The organism is Nocardia jiangsuensis (genome assembly GCF_042650385.1).
In the GTDB taxonomy this organism is placed as follows: domain Bacteria; phylum Actinomycetota; class Actinomycetes; order Mycobacteriales; family Mycobacteriaceae; genus Nocardia; species Nocardia jiangsuensis.
This window is the reverse complement of the sequence record NZ_JBHSAX010000003.1, coordinates 363,162-378,920: the sequence shown is the minus strand read 5'-3', so window position 1 is coordinate 378,920 and position 15,759 is coordinate 363,162. Positions and strand designations below refer to the sequence as shown.

Annotated in this window: 15 protein-coding genes; 10 read left to right on the top strand and 5 right to left on the bottom strand. The window is 72.9% G+C overall.

Features of this window, described 5'->3' with window-relative positions:
- The first annotated feature begins 3 nt into the window (after positions 1 to 3).
- Genes ACFO0B_RS03670 through ACFO0B_RS03660 form a run of 3 tightly spaced genes read left to right on the top strand, consistent with a single transcriptional unit; the run spans position 4 to position 4,248 of the window.
- Complete coding sequence (locus tag ACFO0B_RS03670) at positions 4 to 1,290, top strand: cytochrome P450 (RefSeq protein WP_378610839.1); 1,287 nt, start codon at positions 4 to 6, stop codon at positions 1,288 to 1,290.
- 20 nt (positions 1,291 to 1,310) lie between these two features.
- On the top strand, positions 1,311 to 2,516 hold the full coding sequence (locus ACFO0B_RS03665) for a cytochrome P450 family protein (protein ID WP_378610838.1): 1,206 nt from the start codon (positions 1,311 to 1,313) through the stop codon (positions 2,514 to 2,516).
- A gap of 34 nt (positions 2,517 to 2,550) precedes the next feature.
- Positions 2,551 to 4,248, top strand: coding sequence for a RecQ family ATP-dependent DNA helicase (locus ACFO0B_RS03660; protein ID WP_378610837.1), 1,698 nt, complete (start codon positions 2,551 to 2,553; stop codon positions 4,246 to 4,248).
- On the opposite strand, the gene ACFO0B_RS03655 is transcribed toward ACFO0B_RS03660, so the two are convergent.
- Positions 4,245 to 5,132: a helix-turn-helix domain-containing protein gene (locus ACFO0B_RS03655; protein WP_378610836.1), complete on the bottom strand. Its 888-nt coding sequence runs from the start codon at positions 5,130 to 5,132 to the stop codon at positions 4,245 to 4,247. The genes ACFO0B_RS03660 and ACFO0B_RS03655 overlap by 4 nt on opposite strands.
- 363 nt (positions 5,133 to 5,495) lie before the next feature.
- Between ACFO0B_RS03655 and ACFO0B_RS03650 the strand changes: the two genes are divergently transcribed.
- The 3 genes from ACFO0B_RS03650 (at position 5,496) to ACFO0B_RS03640 (ending at position 7,652) form a co-directional block, all read left to right on the top strand.
- Positions 5,496 to 5,963 carry a hypothetical protein gene (locus ACFO0B_RS03650; protein ID WP_378610835.1) on the top strand — a complete coding sequence of 156 codons (468 nt, stop codon included), beginning with the start codon at positions 5,496 to 5,498 and terminating at the stop codon, positions 5,961 to 5,963.
- A gap of 133 nt (positions 5,964 to 6,096) precedes the next feature.
- Entirely contained in the window at positions 6,097 to 6,948 is an 852-nt protein-coding gene (locus ACFO0B_RS03645; protein ID WP_378610834.1) for an SAM-dependent methyltransferase, read from the top strand.
- Entirely contained in the window at positions 6,945 to 7,652 is a 708-nt protein-coding gene (locus tag ACFO0B_RS03640) for a DUF6081 family protein (RefSeq protein WP_378610833.1), read from the top strand. Before ACFO0B_RS03645 ends, ACFO0B_RS03640 begins: the two co-directional genes overlap by 4 nt.
- A gap of 9 nt (positions 7,653 to 7,661) precedes the next feature.
- On the opposite strand, the gene ACFO0B_RS03635 is transcribed toward ACFO0B_RS03640, so the two are convergent.
- Entirely contained in the window at positions 7,662 to 8,576 is a 915-nt protein-coding gene (locus tag ACFO0B_RS03635) for a cyclopropane mycolic acid synthase family methyltransferase (RefSeq protein WP_378610872.1), read from the bottom strand.
- A 231-nt stretch (positions 8,577 to 8,807) separates the two neighbouring features.
- Between ACFO0B_RS03635 and ACFO0B_RS03630 the strand changes: the two genes are divergently transcribed.
- Genes ACFO0B_RS03630 through ACFO0B_RS03620 form a run of 3 tightly spaced genes read left to right on the top strand, consistent with a single transcriptional unit; the run spans position 8,808 to position 10,242 of the window.
- Positions 8,808 to 9,365, top strand: coding sequence for a class I SAM-dependent methyltransferase (locus tag ACFO0B_RS03630; RefSeq protein WP_378610832.1), 558 nt, complete (start codon positions 8,808 to 8,810; stop codon positions 9,363 to 9,365).
- Between the two features lie 9 nt (positions 9,366 to 9,374).
- Entirely contained in the window at positions 9,375 to 9,815 is a 441-nt protein-coding gene (locus ACFO0B_RS03625; RefSeq protein WP_378610831.1) for a MerR family transcriptional regulator, read from the top strand.
- A gap of 4 nt (positions 9,816 to 9,819) precedes the next feature.
- The gene (locus tag ACFO0B_RS03620) at positions 9,820 to 10,242 is read left to right on the top strand and encodes a VOC family protein (protein WP_378610830.1); all 423 of its coding nucleotides are present in this window, start codon (positions 9,820 to 9,822) and stop codon (positions 10,240 to 10,242) included.
- Positions 10,243 to 10,246: 4 nt separating this feature from the next.
- Here ACFO0B_RS03620 and ACFO0B_RS03615 read toward each other — a convergent pair whose 3' ends face one another.
- Positions 10,247 to 10,654, bottom strand: coding sequence for a PPOX class F420-dependent oxidoreductase (locus tag ACFO0B_RS03615; protein WP_378610829.1), 408 nt, complete (start codon positions 10,652 to 10,654; stop codon positions 10,247 to 10,249).
- Positions 10,651 to 12,870, bottom strand: a complete 2,220-nt coding sequence (gene helR, locus ACFO0B_RS03610; protein ID WP_378610828.1) for an RNA polymerase recycling motor ATPase HelR — start codon at positions 12,868 to 12,870, stop codon at positions 10,651 to 10,653. The genes ACFO0B_RS03615 and helR overlap by 4 nt, the downstream gene beginning before the upstream one ends.
- A gap of 122 nt (positions 12,871 to 12,992) precedes the next feature.
- On the opposite strand from helR, the gene ACFO0B_RS03605 reads away from it, so the two are divergent.
- On the top strand, positions 12,993 to 14,084 hold the full coding sequence (locus ACFO0B_RS03605; RefSeq protein ID WP_378610827.1) for an alanine racemase: 1,092 nt from the start codon (positions 12,993 to 12,995) through the stop codon (positions 14,082 to 14,084).
- A gap of 1 nt (position 14,085) precedes the next feature.
- On the opposite strand, the gene ACFO0B_RS03600 is transcribed toward ACFO0B_RS03605, so the two are convergent.
- Positions 14,086 to 15,750: an alpha/beta hydrolase gene (locus ACFO0B_RS03600; protein WP_378610826.1), complete on the bottom strand. Its 1,665-nt coding sequence runs from the start codon at positions 15,748 to 15,750 to the stop codon at positions 14,086 to 14,088.
- Positions 15,751 to 15,759: the final 9 nt, after the last annotated feature.

Here is a 15,759-nt window from a genome sequence, read left to right as displayed (position 1 = left end):
CTCGTGACGCGCCCCGACAGCACCGCACGGATGGCGGGCTGCCCGGTGAACCCGCGGGCCGCGGTGCCGCTGAGCGGCCCCCGCTTCCACACCGACCCGCACCGGCTCTACACCGAGATGCGCCGCGACCACGGCCCGGTCGTCGCCGTGGAGCTGCCCGGCGGGGTGCCCGCCTGGCTGGTCATCGGCTACCGCGAGCTGCACCAGGTGACCAGCGACCCCGACCTCTTCCCGCGCGACGTCGGGCTGTGGAACCAGTGGCCGCACATCCCCGAGGACTGGCCGCTGCTGCCCATGGTCGGCAGGCCCATGCCGTCGATCTACTTCAGTGCTGGCGCCGAGCACCGCAGGCACCTGGCCATGGTCGAGCCCGCGCTGGAGGCGGTCGACCCGTTCGCGCTGCGCCGCACCTGCGAGCTGCTCGCCGACCGGCTGATCGACGGCTTCTGCGGCCGCGGCGAGGCCGACCTGCTCGCCGAGTACGCCGAGCTGCTCCCGGTGCTCGCGCTCGCCTGGATCCTCGGCTTCCCCGACGAGGACGGCGCCCAGCTGGCCTGGACCATGAAGACCCTCGCCGACGGCGGCGCCGACGCCCAGGCCGCCTACGGCGCCTTCGGCGAGCTCATGCAGAACCTGCTGGCGCTGGCGAAATCTCGGCGCGGTGACGACCTGGTCGCCCGGCTGCTGGCACACCACGAGCGCTTCTCCGACGAGGAGTACGTGCTCGACCTCATGGCGATCACCGCCGCCGGGCACCTGCCCACCGCGGACTGGATCGGCAACTCGGTGCGGCTGATGCTCACCGACGACCGCTTCGCCGCCGCGCTCGGCGCCGGGCGGCACAGCATCGGCCAGGCCATGAACGAGGTGCTCTGGGAGGACACCCCCACCCAGATCCTGGCCGGGCGCTGGGCCGCCCGCGACACCAGGCTCGGCGACGAGACCATCAGGGCGGGCGACATGCTGCTGCTCGGGCTGGCCGCCGCCAACGCCGACCCGCACGTGCGCCAGCACGCCGACGGCGCCGGGGGCCGCGCCGACCCGACCTACTCCGGCAACAGCGCGCACTTCGCGTTCAGCCACGGCGAGTACCGCTGCCCGTACCCGGCGCAGCAGATCGCCGAGATCATCGCCAGGACCGGGCTCGAGGTGCTGCTGGACCGCCTGCCCGACTTGGATCTGGCGGTCGCCCCCGGCAGCCTGGTGCGCAGACCGTCGGCCTTCCTGCGCGGAATGACGTCGCTCCCTGTACATTTCACGCCAGTCCCCGCTGTCGGAGGTTTTCTGTGAGTTCATCGTGCCCGCATGCCATGGCCATCGATCCGATGGTCGGCGATCTCGCGGGTGAGACCGATCGGCTGCGCGCGGCAGGCGCGCTGACCCGCATCGAGCTGCTCGGCGTGCCCGCCTGGACGGTCACCGGGCACAACCTGGCCAGGCAGCTGCTGACCGACCCGCGGCTGGTCAAGGACATCGGCTCCTGGAAGCTGTTCACCGACGGCGTCGTCACCAGGGAGTGGCCGCTCATCGGCATGATCGACGTCAAGCGCTCGATGTTCACCGTCGACGGCGCCGAGCACCGCAGGCTGCGGATCAAGACCACGCAGGCGCTGTCCCGGCGCAGGCTGGACGCGCTGCGCCCGATCGTCGAGCGCTACGTCGCCGAGCTACTCGACGACCTCGAGGCCGCGGGCGCCGCAGGCGAGCCGGTCGACCTCAAGCAGGTCTTCGCCTACCCGCTGCCCATGCGGGTGGTCAGCGAGCTCATGGGCGTGCCGCACGCCGACCACGAGCAGCTGCTCACCTGGTACAAGGCGTTCTTCTCGCTGCTCACCCCGCAGGACCAGCGGCTGGCCGTCATCGACGAGCTGACCACCTACTACACCGCCCTGGTCCGCACGAAGACCGCGACCCCGGCCGACGACCTCACCTCCGCGCTGATCCACGAGAACGGCGACGGCGAGCAGCCGCTCACCGAGGAGGAGGTGATCGGCAACCTGGAGGCGCTGGTCGCCGCCGGCCACGAGACCACCGTCAACCTGATCCTGGCCACCGTGCGGGCGCTGCTGAGCAACCCCGAGCAGCTGGAGCGGATCCGCGCCGACGAGGTCTCCTGGGCCGACGCCGTCGAGGAGACGCTGCGCTTCGACGGGCCGGTGATCCACCTGCTCATGCGCTTCGCCACCGAGGACATCGTGCTCGACGAGGGCGTGATCCCCGCAGGCGACGGCGTGGTGATCTCCTACCGGGCGATCGGCCGTGACACCGGCGTGCACGGCGAGGACGCGGACCGCTACGACAGCAGCCGCCCCACCGCGCACCGCAACATCTCCTTCGGCTACGGCCCGCACATCTGCCCCGGCGCCACCCTGGCCCGGCTGGAGGCGGCGGTCGCGCTGCCCGCGCTCTTCGCCCGCTTCCCGAATCTGCGCGCGGCGGGCGACCTCGCGGCGCTGCCCAACATGCCGGTGCTCACCCAGAACGATCTCTCCGCGCTGCCGGTTCTGCTCACCTGAGTTTCGTTGCGGCACAGGCGGGAATTGCCCGGCGGTGCCCCGTAACGACACCGCCGCACCGCGGCGCGACAAAGGCGTCGCCGCCCTGTGGCGCGCAGGAAAAGCCGCCGTGCGGCGCGGCAAGACCCGTCCGGCCGCGCGGCGGCGTGAACTCTGCCGGGTCGCGGAGGACACCTTCGGCTGGCCGGAGCTGCGCACCGACCAGCTCGACGCCATGCTGCCGCTCACCACGGGCCGCGACGTGCTGGCCGTCATGCCGACCGGTGCGGGGAAATCCGCGATCTACCAGGTGCCGACGCTGCTGCTGGCCGGTCCGACGCTGATCGTCTCCCCGCTCACCGCGCTGCACCGCGACCAGGTGCAGCAGCTGGCGCGGACCGGCGCGCCGCCCGCCGTCGCGGTCAACGCCACGCAGTCCGCCGCGGCCACCGAGGCGGCCTGGGCCGCACTGGCGAGCGGCACCGCGAAATATCTGTTCCTCGCCCCCGAGCAGCTCGCCAAGGCCGAGGTGCTCGACCGGGTGGCTGCGCTGCGCCCCGGGCTCTTCGTGGTGGACGAGGCGCACTGCGTCTCGGCCTGGGGCCACGACTTCCGCCCGGACTACCTGCGGCTCGCGCACGCCGCCGAGCGGGTGGGCAGGCCGCCGGTGCTCGCGCTCACCGCCACCGCCAACGGCCCGGTGCGCGACGACATCACCCGCGTGCTCGGCCTGCGCGACCCGGCCACGATCATCGCCGGTTTCGACCGGCCCAACCTCGCGCTGACCGTGCGCGCCACCCGCACCGCCGCCGAGCGCGACGCCGCCGTGCTCGACCTCGTCACCGCGGGCCCGGCCCTGGTCTACACCGCCACCCGCCGCGACACCGAGCGGCTCGCCGCCGCCTTCCGCGAGCGCGGGGTCGACGCCGCCGCCTACCACGCGGGCATGAAGCCCGCCGAGCGCAACGCGGTGCACGAGCGCTTCCGCACCGACCGGGTCGCGGTGGTGGTCGCGACCTCGGCCTTCGGCATGGGGATCGACAAGCCCGGCGTCCGCGCCGTCGTGCACGCCGCCGTCCCGGACTCGCTGGACTCCTACTACCAGCAGATCGGCCGCGCGGGCCGCGACGGTGACCCGGCCGAGGCGATCCTGTGCTTCCGCCCCGAGGACCTCGGGCTGCAGCGCTTCCTCACCGCAAGCCAGGTGGACACCGACGGCCTGCGCGCCCTGCACCGCATGCGCCGCCCCGCGACGCTCGCCGAGCTCACCGCGGCGAGCGAGCGCTCGCGGCGCCGCACGCTCAACAACCTCAACCTGCTCGAGGCCGCCGGGCAGGTGGAGAGCACCGCGGACGGCCGGTTCCGCGGCACCGGCACCGACCCGGAGGCGGCACCCGAGCGCGCCGCCGAGATCGCCGAGCGCCGCAGGCAGTTCGACCGCTCCCGGCTGGAGACCATGCGCGCCTACGCCGAGACCCCGCTGTGCCGCAGGCAGTTCCTGCTCGGCTACTTCGGCGAGGTGCGCGCGGAGCAGTGCGGCAACTGCGACACCTGCCTGGCGGGCACCGCGCGGCCGATCGAACACGTGGACGGCCCGTTCCCGGCCGGTGCGGCGGTGCGGCACCCGGAGTTCGGCGACGGCGAGGTGGTCCGGCGCGAACCGGAGACGGTGACGGTGCTCTTCACCGAGGCCGGACACCGCAGCCTGTCGCTGGCCGCGATCGAGCAGGGCGACCTGCTGCGCGAGCGCTAACCCCGCATCTCGCCGAGCAGGTCCTCCAGGAAGCCGGTGCTCTCCGCCGGCGAGAGCGCCTGCACCGCGAGCCGGTTCATGACCGCGAGGTACAGCTCGACGTCGCGCTGCTTGTCCAGGTAGATGGAGCTGGTGAGCTGCTCGGTGTAGACGATGTCGGGCAGCTCCGGCTCCGGGAAGCGCAGGATGCTGAACGGCCCGCCCGCCGCCGAGTGCCCGCCAGCGGCGTAGGGCAGCACCTGGATCCGCACGTGCGCGTGCTCGGCCATCGCCACCAGGTGCGCCACCTGCTCGCGCAGCACCGCTGCGCCGCCGACCGGGCGGCGCAGCGCGTTCTCGTCCACCACCGACCACAGCGTCGGCGGAGCGTGCCTGGTCAGGATGCGCTGTCTGCGCATGCGCATGTCGACCCTGCGGTCGGTCTCGTCCGAGTTGCCGAGCTCGATCACCGCGCGGGCGTAGTCCGGGGTCTGCAGCAGCCCCGGAATGAACTGTGCCTCGTAGGTGCGGATCGTGGTCGCCGCCTGCTCCAGCCCGATGTAGGTCTCGAACCAGCTGGGCAGCAGATCGCTGTAGCTCTGCCACCAGCCCGGGTCGTTGGCGCGCTTGGCCATCTCCAGGAACGGCTCGCGCGCCGCCGGATCCTCGACCCCGTAGAGCGTGAGCAGATCGCGCAGATCCCGCTCCTTGAACCCGGTGCGCCCGAGCTCGAGCCTGCTGATCTTGGCGTGCGAACCGCGGATGGCGTACCCCGCCGCCTCCCGGCTGATCTCGCACTCCTGGCGCAGCTGCCGCAGCCTGCTCCCCAGTGCGACGCGCAGCACCGTCGGCCCCCGCTCGGCGGCGAGGAACTCCGCGAAGCCGCTGTTGTCGTCGTTGGTCATGGACCGCCTCCGGCCGGTGAACGAATACCCCTGCACGCGAAAGTCGCTCCCGGCACACCGCCATCCCCCGCGTCGCGCGCCGATACTACCGCCTCGCAGCGCGCTCCGGAGCATCGGCGAATCCCCGTTATCCATTGGCATTGCTGTGAATTCGCGTATCGGGCGTTTCGGAACGGTGTTCCGTACCGACCGGCCCGAATGTCAGCTACCGCGAAACTCGCTCTCCGACAGCCCGATCGGTTCCCGGGTTATCGAGCGGAGCGCGCCCCGGGTGCGTAGAGTGCGCGGCAAGCGGCGCCGGGACGGGGTACTCCGGCATACCCGCCGCAGCGCAAACGAGGATCGAAAGCCAGGGGGCCGACCGTGACGTCGCACGAAATCCAGCTCACCGACGGCGAGGTGGCCGATCGGCTGTCCGCCATCCTGACCAGCACCAGCATCGATCTCGCCACCTCGAAGGCCGGCGCGAACTGGTGCTCCAACGCCTTCTTCGCCGAGCGCGCGGGCGATCCGTTCCGGCTCCTCGTCGTGCTGGAGTCGGGCGGCCGCACCCTCGATTCGCTGCGCGCCAATCCGCAGGTCGGGGTGAAGGTGGTACCCACCGGTTTCCTCGAGCCCTTCGCCCAGGGCGTCGGCACCGCGGCGGTGCGCACCGAATCGGCGGCGCGGGAGGAGATATTCCGCACAGTGGTGGACAAGGAGCCCGCGCTGCGGCCGTTCCTGTCCGCCCCGGTCGAGGCGGTGGAGATCACCGTCGACTGGTGGCGGGTCACCCACGTCGGCGCCGGTCTGCTGCCCGGCCGGGTGCTGGAGCGCCCGGCGGCGCACTGATGCCGAACGCGGATCAGCAACTCGCTCAGTACATTCGGCTATTGTCGCCGCGTCGTCGGCGCTCCTAGGCTTGGCTCGCCGCGGTGGATCGGCACTCGATCCCGCGGCCTCGCACCCGCACAGAGAGGTCCCCATGTCCGAAGCCACACCGCAGACCGGCGTTCGCGCCCCGGTCGGCGTGGACACCACCAGGGCCAGCATCGCCCGCGTCTACGACGCCACCCTCGGCGGCAAGGACAACTACCCCATCGATCGCGAGGTGCGCGACCGGGTCGCCGAGGTCGCACCCAGACAGAGCGACGTCGCCAGGATGAACCGGCGCTGGCTGCACCGGGTGGTGCGCTACCTCGCGGGCACCGCGGGCATCGACCAGTTCCTCGACATCGGCGCCGGGCTGCCCACCGTCGGCAACACCCACGAGATCGCCCAGCAACAGAACCCCGAGGCCACCGTGGTCTACGTGGACAACGACCCGGTCTGCAACGCGCACGGCCGGGTGCTGCTGGAGCAGAACGAGTTCACCCACTTCGTCCCGGCCGACCTCACCGAGCCGGACACCCTGCTGCGGCACTCCGAGGTCACCGCGCACCTCGACCTCGAGCGCCCGCTCGCGCTCATCCTCTGCGGCATCCTGCACCACGTCGACGACGCGCTCGACCCGGCGGGCATCATGCGCCACTACATCGAGGCGCTTCCCCCCGGCTCCTACGTCGGCATCACGCACTTCTACGACCCCGCCGACGGCGGCGCCGCGCACGACATGGCGCTCGAGCTGCAGCGCCGCTTCACCGAGATGGGGCTCGGCTCCGGCTGGTACCGCACCGCCGAGCAGATCGCCACCTTCTTCGGCGACCTCGACATCGTCGAGCCCGGCCTGGTCGAGCTGGACGACTGGTGGCCGCCGGGCCCCGCGCTGCGCCCCCGGCTCACCGAGGAGCGGCTGCTGCTCGGCGGCCTCGGCCACAAGCCGGAGCGGGTGCGATGACCGGCTACGACGACTTCACCGGCCCCGCCGTCGACCCCGAGCGGTGGCAGTTCCTCGAGGTCCCGCTCGGCCCGGACGAGACCTGGCGCTACGCCGACCCGGCCGCCGAGGTCACCGTCTCCGGGGGCGCCGTCGCGGTGCGCATCCCGGAGTTCACCCTGGCCAACCCGGCGGTGCAGATCCTGGACAACCCCAAGTTCCTGATGGTCTCCACCGCCGAGTTCGACCTCACCGCGGGCCCGCGCACCTTCGGCGTGCGGATGGCCGCGACCAACCTCGGCACCGACGGCGCCGACTACCGCGACGGCTTCGCCGCCTTCAACGTGCTGGACATGGCCACCGCGCAGGTCTTCGACGCCATCGCCACCGGGCGGCACGCCTACGCCATCCACGAGCGGCTCTTCGTCCCCGGCGTGGTCGACCCGGCCGACGCCTTCACCCACGTGGCGCACGCCCCGCTCGCGGGCGAGGCGGTGAAGGCCGGGGAGTTCCAGCACTACGCGGTCACCGTCGACCGCGCGGCCGAGCGGGTGGAGTGGCGAGCGGGCGGCGCGCTCGTCTACACCGTGCGCGCGGCCGCGCTGCCGGAGCGGGTGCGGATCGGCTTCGGCATCATCACCTTGCACCCGCTCGCCGACGGGCGCAGCACCTCGCTGCGCGGCCAGGGGCTCGCCGCCGCCTGGCGCGACTTCACCGTCGACTGATCGGGCGGGTCAGGCCGCAACCGGCTTGGCCAGGCTGAACTGCATGATGTCGATGTAGCCGTCGCGGAAGAACTCGGCGCAGCCGGTCAGGTACTTGATGTAGGTGTCATAGGTCTGCGGCGAGGTCAGCGCGATCGCCTCGTCGCGGTGCGCCCGCAGCGCTTCGGCCCAGCGGTCGAGGGTGATGGCGTAGTTCGGGCCGAGCGGATGCACCCGGGTCACCTCGAACCCGGCCCGTTCGGCACCCTCGATGACCCACTCCGGCTGCGGCAGCTCCCCGCCCGGGAAGATCTCGCGCGCGATGAAGCGGGCGAACTCGAGCACCTCCCGGTCGATCGGCAGCCCCTTGGCCCTGATCTCGTGCCGATCGAACTGCACGATCGTGTGCAGCAGCATCTTGCCGTCCGACGGCAGAACGGCGTGACAGCGCTCGAAGAACGCGTCGTAGCGCTCGCGCCGGAAATGCTCGAAGGCGCCGATGCTGACAATGCGATCGACCGGGCGATCGAATTCTTCCCAGCCTTGCAGCAACACTTCAGCACGGCGCTGTGTGCGGTTCGCCTCCAGCAGGTCGGAAATGTGTTCGTGCTGATTCTTGCTCAGCGTCAACCCGATGACATCGGCGTCGTAGTGCTCCATCGCGCGCAGCATCACCGAGCCCCAGCCGCAGCCGACGTCGAGCAGCGTCATGCCCGGTTCGATGTCGCACTTGCCGAGCGCCAGGTCGATCTTGGCACGCTGTGCCTGCTCCAACGTCATGCCGGGGTGCTCGAAGTAGGCGCAGCTGTAGGTTCGCGTCGGGTCGAGGAACAGGGCGAAGAAATCGTCCGACAGGTCGTAGTGCGACTGCACGTCGGAGTAGAACGGGGCCAATCCGGACACAACGCGCTCCTCTTCGTCAGGGGTACCCCAGCGCCGCGTCATGGGAAATACATTCGTTTCCAGTACAGCGCCGGGCAGATCGTCGGACAGAGCTGGGAATTGTTCGGCAAACATACGTCCGCGGTCTGCGGAGCGCAGAAGAAACGCCGGAACATGCCCCTGGTCGGCACAGCAGCGATGCGCTACCACCGCAACCGGCCCGCAAACCTCCGACTTGACCTCGGGTCGGCCCGAGGTCGCAATCTGGCCGCGTCACCCGCGAAAGGACGCCCCATGGCCTCGACCTTCACCGCCGCCCGCAGCCGCGGCTACGACCGCCGCGCCACCCGCCTGCTGGCAGGCCTGCACCGCACCCTCGCCGCGGTCGCCGACGCCGCGGCCGCACCGGACGCCGCCGTCCTCGACGCGGGCACCGGCCCCGGCGCGCTGCTCACCCGGCTCGCCGATCGCCGCCCCGACCTGCGCCTGCACGGCCTGGACAGCTCACCGCACATGATCGACCTCGCTCGCGGGCACCTCGGCGCCCGCGCCGAACTCACGGTCGGCGATGTCGCCGCACTCCCCTACCCGGACCGCTCGTTCGACCTGGCGCTCTCCAGCCTGAGCCTGCACGAGTGGCCGGACCCCGCGGCCGGACTCGCCGAACTGGCCCGGGTGCTGCGCCCCGGTGGCAGGCTGACCATCGTGGACTTCCGCTGGCTCCCGGCCGCCCCCGTGCTCGCGGCGCTGCGCGCGGTCGGCGACCCCGCCACCGTCCGCCGCACGCCGCTGCGCCCGCCCCGGTACCCGGTGGCGCCCTACGCGCGCTTCGACGCGCGCCGGAGCGGATAGGGGCGCGCGGTGCCGGAGACGATCGGCGAAGTGGCCGCCCGCTTCGGGCTCACCCCGCACGTGCTGCGGCACTGGGAGGACGTCGGGCTGCTGCGGCCGCGCCGGGACCAGGTGGGCAGGCGCCGCTACGGCCCGGCCGATGCCGAGACGGTCGCCATGATCCTGCTCGGCAAACAGGCCGGTCTCGCCCTGGACGATCTGGCCGCCGTCTTCGCCGCGGCCGCCGACCGGGACGAGCGGCGGCGCCTGCTGGCCGGGCATCGGGACCGGCTGGCCGCCCGGATCGCCAGGGACACCGCCGCGCTGGCCGTGGTCGAGCACGCGCTGGGCTGCGCGAGTCCGGACGTGCGCTCCTGCCCGGAGTTCCAGGCGAAGGTGGCGGCGGCGACGGCGGACGGCGGCGCGGTCCGATCCGTTCAAGACCGCACCGGTTTCGGCGGGGTCCACTAGTGCCATGACACTCAGCGCGATCACACTGGGAGTGCGGGATCTGGAACGCTCGCTGCGGTTCTACCGGGACGGCCTCGGGTTGCCGTTCCCCGGCATCGTCGGCACCGAATTCGCCGGCGACGCGGAGCGCCCGGGCGGTGCGACCGCCATGCTGTCGCTCGGGAACGGCCTGATCCTGTCGCTCTACGGCCGCGACGACCTGGCCAAGGACGCCGGGGTCACCCCGGACCGGGTGACCGGGTCCGGGGTGAGCCTCGGCTGGTTCGTCGAGCGGCGCGGTGCCGTGGACGACCTGCTGGAGCGGGCCGCCGCGGCCGGTGGCACCGTGGTGCGCGCCCCGCTGGAGCGGCCGTGGGGCATCTACGCCGGCTACTTCGGCGACCCCGACGGGCACCTGTGGGAGGTGGTGTACTTCCTGCCGAGCTGAGCGGTCAGTGCCGCTTGCCGACGGCCGTCGGCCGGACCACGAGGATCACCCGGTCGGCGGCGTCCTTCGGGTCGTCCGGGCCGTAGGGGCCGCTGTAGCGGGCATTGAGCTCGCGGAAGTAGCCGCCGGTCGGGTCGGGGTCGATCCGCTCGACCGCGCCGCGCACCTCGACGTACCGGTACGGGTTCTCCGGGTCCACGATGGAGATGGCGACCGCCGGGTTCGCACTGATGTTGCGGAACTTGCGCCGGAAGTTGGTGTGCGTGAAGCGCAGCACCTCGCCGTCCCAGCCGAACCACATGGGGTTCACCTGCGGGCTGCCGTCCTCGCGCACCGTCGCGAGGTTCGCGATCAGCGGGCGCTCCAGCAGGTCGCGGAGCTCCCCCGGGACGATTCCGGTGGCGGTGGTCATCTGCTCTCCTGTCGCTCGGGTGTCGCCGCTGGCCAACGCGGCTGCCCCGAACCGTATTCCGCGAGCCCGCGCAGCGCGGGCGGCAGCGGGCCGCGGTGCAGCACCCCGAGCCGCTGGGTGGCGCGGGTGAGCGCGACGTAGAGCTCGGCGGCGCCGCGCGGGCCGTCGGCCAGGATCGCCTCCGGCTCGACCACCAGCACCGCGTCGTACTCCAGCCCCTTGGTCGCCGCGGCGGGCACCGCGCCGGGCACCCAGGGTGGCCCGATCACCACCGCCGTTCCCGGCTGCCCGGCCTCCTCGCGCACGAATTCCTCGACGGCCGCGGCGATGTCGTCCGTCGCGAGCCGGCGGGACCAGGGCTCGACCCCCGAGGCCCGCACCGACTCCGGCGGGCGCACCGCGGGCGCGAACTCGGCGAGCACCGCCGCCGCGATCCCCATGATCTCCGCCGGGGTCCGGTAGTTCACGGTGAGCGACCGGTACAGCCAGCGCCCCGGCACGTAGCGGTCCAGCACCGCACCCCAGCCGCGCGCCCCGGCGGGCGAGCGGCGCTGCGCCAGATCGCCGACGATGGTGAAGGAGTGGCTCGGGCAGCGCCGCATGAGCACCCGCCAGTCCATGTCGGAGAGCTCCTGCGCCTCGTCCACCACCACGTGCCGGTAGGTCCAGTCCCGGTCGGCGGCGGCGCGCTCGGCGAGGTCGCGGGTGTCGCGCTCGACGAAGCGCTCGGCCAGGTCGGTGCCGTAGAGCATGTCCGAGGCGAAGAGGTGGTCCTCGTCGTCCATGGAGTCCTCCCGGCTCACCAGGATGTCGAGCACGCCTGCGGCGTAGGCGGCTTCGGCGCGCCGCGCCCGTTCGGTCGCACCGTCGTCGGCCTGCGCCGAGCCGAGCAGGTCGGTCAGCTCGTCGAGCAGCGGCACGTCGGAGACCGTCCAGGCGGTGCCGTCGGCGCGCAGCAGCACCGGGTCGGCACCGGCCGCGGCCAGCCGTTCCGGCGATTCGTAGAGCGCGGCGAGCAGCTGCGGCGGGGTGAGGATCGGCCACAGCTCGTCCAGGGCGGCGGTGAAGGTCTCCAGTTCGGCCAGTTCGGCGGTGAGATCCGCGCGCAGGTTCGCCCATGCCTCGCGGTCGTCGCGAGTGAGCCAGCCCCGGCCGACCCGGGCGGCGGCCCGCTCGGTGAGCACGTAGCTCACGATCTCGGTGAAGACCGCGCGCGCCTCGTTGTGCGGCCGCTCGCTCGCCCGTGCCTCCTGCCTGGCCCACTCGGCGGTCTCGGCGTCGAGCCGGACCGTGACGTCGCGAAGTTCCAGCTCGATCGGGTGCTCCGGCAACCGCTGGCGATCGGCCACCGCGGCGGCCAGCACCGGAAGGATGTCGAGCGAGCCCTTGAGCCGGGCCGCCGCCGGGGTGTCCTCGACGGTGACGCGCAGCCCGGGCACCAGGTCGCCGGTGGTAGTGAACACCACGTCGGTCTCGCCGAGCGAGGGCAGCACCCGGCCGATGTGCCGCAAAAAGGCCGGGTTCGGCCCGACCACGAGCACGCCGTTGCGCGCCATCTGCTCGCGCCGGGTGTAGAGCAGGTAGGCGACCCGGTGCAGCGCGACGACGGTCTTGCCGGTGCCGGGGCCGCCCTCGATCACCAGCACCCCGGCGTGGTCGAGCCGGATGATCTCGTCCTGCTCGGCCTGGATGGTCGCGACGATGTCGCGCATCCCTTCCCCGCGCGGTGCGTTCACCGCGGCCAGCAGCGCCGCGTCCCCGCTCTCGCCGCCCGCGGGACGGCCGAGCACCTCGTCGGTGAAGGCGGCGATCGCGCGCCCCCGGGTGTGGAACTGCCGCCTGCGCCGCATGTTCTCCGGGTGCGCGGCGGTGGCCACGTAGAACGGACGCGCCGCGGGCGCCCGCCAGTCCAGCAGCAGCGGCTCGAATTCGTCGCGCCGGTCGAACAATCCGATGCGGCCGATGTAGAACCGTTCGCCGGTCGTGGCGTCGAGCCTGCCGAAGCAGAGCCCGTTGTCCGCGACGTTCAGCCGCGCGACCTCGCGGGCCAGCGCGCGCACCTCGGCGTCGCGCTCCAGCGGCGAGTTGCCCTGTGCCCGCAGCGCCTTCGCGTGGCGGTCGCCGGCCAGCGCGCGCTCGGCGTCCAGGCGGGTGTAGAGCCCGGCCACGTACTCGTTCTCGTCCCGCAGTTCCGCGTCGTACCCCTCGGCAGTCATGCCCCTCACTTCCCGCGTTTCCGCAGCGTCCGGCTCCGGCGGGCTATTGTGCGGGAAGACCGGGGCCTTGCCGCAAGCCCCGGGGTCCGGGATAAAATGAGGACGGGAACGAGGACGTGCGCATGCCCCCGAAGCTTCCCGACACCCCCTTCGCCCTGGTCGACCTGGCGCGCGTCGACCGCAACGCCACCCGGCTGCGGGACCGCCTCGACGGGCTCGGCGTCCCGCTGCGGCTGCACGTGAAGACGGTCAAATCCGTCGAGCTGGTCCGGCGGACGCACGGCCGCGCGCCGATCACCGTCTCCACGCTGGCCGAGGCCGAGTACTTCGCCGCCGCCGGGTACGACGACATCGTCTACGCCGTCGGGATCGACCCGCACAAGCTGCCGAGGGTGGCCGCGCTGCGGGCGCGCGGAATCGCGCTCACCGTGCTGCTGGACAGCCGCGCTCAGGCCGAGGCCGTCGCGGCGGCCGGGATTCCGGCGCTCATCGAGATCGACGCGGACGGCAGCCGCGCCGGGCTCCGCCCCGCCGACCCGCTGCTGCCGGAGATCGGGGCGGTGCTCGGCGACCGGCTGGCCGGGGTGCTCACCCACGCGGGCGGCTCCTACCACGCCTTCACCCCCGAAGCGCGGGCCGCGGCGGCGCAGGGTGAGCGGGACGCCGTCGTCGGCGCCGCCGAGGTGCTGCGCGCGGCCGGGATGGACTGCCCGGTGGTGAGCCTCGGCTCGACCCCGACGGCGCACACCGTGCGCGACCTCACCGGCGTCACCGAGGTCAGGGCGGGCGTCTACCTCTTCTTCGACCTGGTGATGGCCGGGCTCGGCATCTGCACCCTTGACGATCTCGCGCTCTCGGTGGTCGTCACGGTGATCGGGCACCGGCCGGATCGGGGCCGGATCCTCACCGACGGCGGCTGGATGGCGCTCTCCCGCGATCGCGGCACCGCCGAGCAGCCGGTGGACCAGGGCTACGGCCTGGTCACCGACCTCGCCGGGACCCCGCTCCCCGACCTGCTCGTGACCGGGGCCAGCCAGGAGCACGGCATCCTCGCGCTGCGCCCCGGCAGCGGGCACCCGCTACCCGAGCTGCCGGTCGGCACCCGGCTGCGGGTGCTGCCCAACCACGCCTGCGCCACCGCCGCGCAGTACGCCTTCTACCACGTGCTCGCGGACGGCGCGCTCAGCCGGGTGGAGCGGCACACCGGGTGGTGAATCACCCGCCGCGCAGGGCGTTCTCGACGCGCTGGGTCGCGGCGGCATCCCAGCCGGGCGGGTTCAGGATCTTCGCCCACAGCTGGGCGGCCTCGGGGCCGTAGGTGTGGCCGAACCCGGCGGGGACGTCGGCGGAGAAGACCATGTCCATGGTCACCTGCCAGAACGTGACCATGGGGATCCAGCGCATGCCGGGGTCGACGTCGGGGCCGAGCGGTTCGCGCAGCCAGTCCGGGCGGTGCCAGGCCAGGTCGAACGACCACCAGGTGATCGGGTCGCCGGCGTGCTGCCAGAAGACCAGCCGCGGGAACTCCCACGGCGCCGCGAGCTCGGTGTCCTCCGGGCGGGAGGCGAAGCGGATGTGCTCGCCGTCGTCCACCACCGGCAGCCGCTCCGGCGAGCCGGGGTCGCGGTCGGCGGTGATCCGGCCCCACGGCTCGGCGAAGTTCGGCGTGCCGACCAGCAGCGCGCCGTCGGTGCGGGCCACCAGGTCCGGGCCGGAGGCGAAGGCGGCCTGCCCGCCGTAGGAGCCGAGGCTCTCGCCGAAGACCACCAGCTTCGGCCGCCGCTCCTCCGGCCGCGCGGCCCACACCTTGTACACCGCTTCGAACAGGGCGCGCCCCGCCACCTGCGGGGTCTCCCGGTCGGCGACGAAGGAGAGCGCGCTGGGCAGGAACGAGTACTGCATGGCGGCGATGGCGGTGTCGCCGCCCGCCACGTACTCGAAGCTCGACGCCACGTTCGCGTTCACCCAGCCGCGCCCGGTGGTGGTGACCACCGCGAGCACCCGCCGGTCGAAGGCATCGGTGCGCTCCAGTTCGGCGACGACGCGGTCCGCGATCCCGGCGACGGTGTCCGCGGATTCGCGGCCCGCGTACACCCGGATCGGAGTCCGGGCGGGCACGCCGGTGACCTCGGCGATCCGCTCGGCGCTCGGGCCGCCCGCCACGAAGGTGCGGCCCTCCGCGCCGAGCGAGTCCCAGGGTTCGGCCGAGGCGGGCGAGCCGGAGCGCTCGGGAACCTGCGGCTGCTCGACCCCCTCCGCGGTGCCGTGGTCGGCGGCCTCGGCCGACTGCTCGGCCACCCCGAGCAGCCCGCGGTACAGCGCGCCGTTGAGCAGCACCACCAGGAGCACCAGCACCAGCACCACCGCGCCGAGCCGGGCCACCGGTGCGGGCAGCCAGCGGCCACCCAGCCGGGTCAACGCGGCGGTGGCGGCGCGGATCCCGCGCCCGGCGGCGAGCAGCAGCAGCGCGACGACCACCGCGATCAGCAGCACCAGCAGGTAGTAGGAGCGCTCCGCGCGTGCCACCCCGACCAGGTCGCGGATGATCTGCTGCCACCACGAGCCGAGGGCGAGGAACAGCGGCACCAGGATCGCCGCCGCGGCCGCCAGCGTCCACCAGCCGATCCGCTTGGTGCGCGCCGACCACTCGGGCTCGACGCCGCAGCGCCGGATCACCCACGCGATCAGCACGCCGATCGCGTACCCGGTGATCATCGACAGCCCCGTCGCCACGCCCTGCAGGTACCAGACCCGGGGGAGCAGCGATGGCATCATGGACCAGACGAAGAACAGCAGCGCCCAGGCCAGCCCGACGGGGTGCGGGGTGCGCAGGAAACCGCGCGGGGGCGGCTCGGGGTCGGGTGAATCGAGCACGGCCATGCTCCTCTC